Origin of the sequence: Streptomyces sp. NPDC091649 (genome assembly GCF_044756785.1) — a bacterium.
Lineage (GTDB): Bacteria > Actinomycetota > Actinomycetes > Streptomycetales > Streptomycetaceae > Streptomyces.
In genome coordinates this window covers 1-1,987 of sequence record NZ_JBIVTR010000043.1, presented here as the reverse complement: position 1 = coordinate 1,987, position 1,987 = coordinate 1, and the positions used below count along the sequence as shown (strand labels likewise).

Sequence of the window (1,987 nt, the reverse complement as noted above, 5' to 3'; positions counted from 1 at the left end):
CCCGCGACGCCTTCGAGGGCCTGCGCCTCATGGACGCCCTCATCGGCGTCAAGCGCGGCGTCCCCGGCGCGGTGCTGCCCGAGCTCAAGCAGCGCCGCGTCCCCCTGCGCGAGACGGCCGTCCTCCAGGTCGAGGAGCCGGAGGGCTCCGTACGCTCCGACGTCGCCGCGGACAACGAGGTGCCCGAGCCGCCGTTCTGGGGCTCCCGCGTCGTCAAGGGCATCCCGCTCAAGGAATACGCCTCCTGGCTGGACGAGGACGCCCTGTTCAAGGGGCAGTGGGGCCTCAAGCAGGCCCGCACCGGCGACGGACCCTCGTACGAGGAGCTCGTGGAGAGCGAGGGGCGGCCCAGGCTGCGCATGTGGCTGGACCGGTTGCAGACCGACAACCTCCTGGAAGCGGCCGTCGTGCACGGCTACTTCCCCTGTGCCTCCAAGGGCGACGACCTGATCGTGCTCGATGAGGGCGGATCGGAGCGGACCCGCTTCTCCTTCCCCCGTCAGCGCCGGGGCCGGCGCCTGTGTCTGGCGGACTTCTTCCGCCCGGAGGAGTCCGGCGAGAGGGACGTGGTCGGCCTCCAGGTCGTCACCGTCGGCTCGAAGATCGGTGAGGCCACCGCCCGGCTGTTCGCCGCCGACTCCTACCGTGACTACCTCGAACTGCACGGGCTGTCCGTGCAGTTGGCCGAAGCGCTCGCCGAGTACTGGCACGCGCGGGTGCGCGCCGAACTCGGCATCGCCACCGGCGACCCGGGGTCCCTGGAGGCGATGTTCCGGACCGAGTACCAGGGTTGCCGCTACTCCCTCGGCTATCCCGCCTGCCCCGACCTGGAGGACCGGGCGAAGATCGCCGACCTCCTGCGGCCGGAGCGGATCGGCGTCCACCTCTCCGAGGAGTTCCAGCTCCACCCGGAGCAGTCCACCGACGCCATCGTCACCCACCACCCCGAAGCGAGCTACTTCAACGCCGGAGGCCGGCCGTGAACACGCTGCGTGAGGTCCTCGCGAGCGGGACGCCCTCGTTCTCCTTCGAGTTCTTTCCGCCGAAGACGGACAAGGGCACGCAGACCCTGTGGAACGCGATCCGCCGGATCGAGGCCCTCTCCCCGACGTTCGTGTCGGTCACCTACGGCGCCGGGGGCTCGTCACGGGACCGCACCGTGGAGGTGACCCAGCGGATCGCCCGGGACACCACCCTGCGCCCCGTCGCCCACCTCACCGCGGTCGGCCACTCGGTGGCGGAACTGCGCCACATCATCGGGCGGTACGCGGACGCGGGCGTCCGCGATGTGCTCGCGCTCCGCGGCGATCCCCCCGGAGATCCCAACGCCACGTGGGCAGCGCACCGCGACGGCCTCACCCACGCCCATGAACTGGTCTCCCTGGTAAGGGAGTCGGGCGACTTCAGCGTCGGTGTCGCGGCGTTCCCCGAGATGCATCCGCGGTCGGCGGACTGGGATACCGACATCCGGCACTTCGTCGCCAAATGCCGGGCAGGCGCCGACTACGCCATCACCCAGATGTTCTTCCACGTCGAGGACTACCTGCGCCTGCGGGACCGGATCGCGGCCGCCGGCTGCGACACCCCGATCATCCCCGAGATCATGCCCGCCACCGACGTACGGCAGATCCGCCGGTTCGCCGAACTCAGTGGCGCCGCCTTCCCCGAGGAGCTGGCCCACCGGCTCGAAGCGGCCCGCGACGACCCCGCCGCCGCCCACCGCGTCGGGGTCGACCACGCCACCGCCATGGCCGAACGGCTACTGGCCGAGGGCGCGCCCGGACTGCACTACATCACGCTCAACCGCTCCACGGCGACGCTCGAAATCCACCGCAACGTGACCAACTCAAGGAGTGCTCAGCATGGCCTCGCAGCCCACCAGTGACTTCACCGACTTCAAGGTCGCCGACCTCTCCCTCGCCGCTTTCGGGCGTAAGGAGATCACGCTGGCCGAGCACGAGATGCCCGGTCTGATGTCGATCCGCCG

The 1,987-nt window shown here is 70.5% G+C and carries 3 protein-coding genes; all 3 read left to right on the top strand.

Annotated elements, in window-relative coordinates; translation table 11 throughout:
- A partial coding sequence (locus ACIQMU_RS31560; RefSeq protein ID WP_352244113.1) for a vitamin B12 dependent-methionine synthase activation domain-containing protein occupies nucleotides 1-983 on the top strand: 983 nt, incomplete at its 5' end.
- A complete protein-coding gene (gene metF, locus ACIQMU_RS31555) occupies nucleotides 980-1,885 on the top strand; it encodes a methylenetetrahydrofolate reductase [NAD(P)H] (RefSeq protein ID WP_352244114.1) in 906 nt (301 codons plus the stop codon). The genes ACIQMU_RS31560 and metF, both read left to right, overlap by 4 nt.
- Nucleotides 1,863-1,987: adenosylhomocysteinase (locus ACIQMU_RS31550; protein WP_352244115.1), on the top strand; the 125-nt coding region annotated here is incomplete at its 3' end. The genes metF and ACIQMU_RS31550, both read left to right, overlap by 23 nt.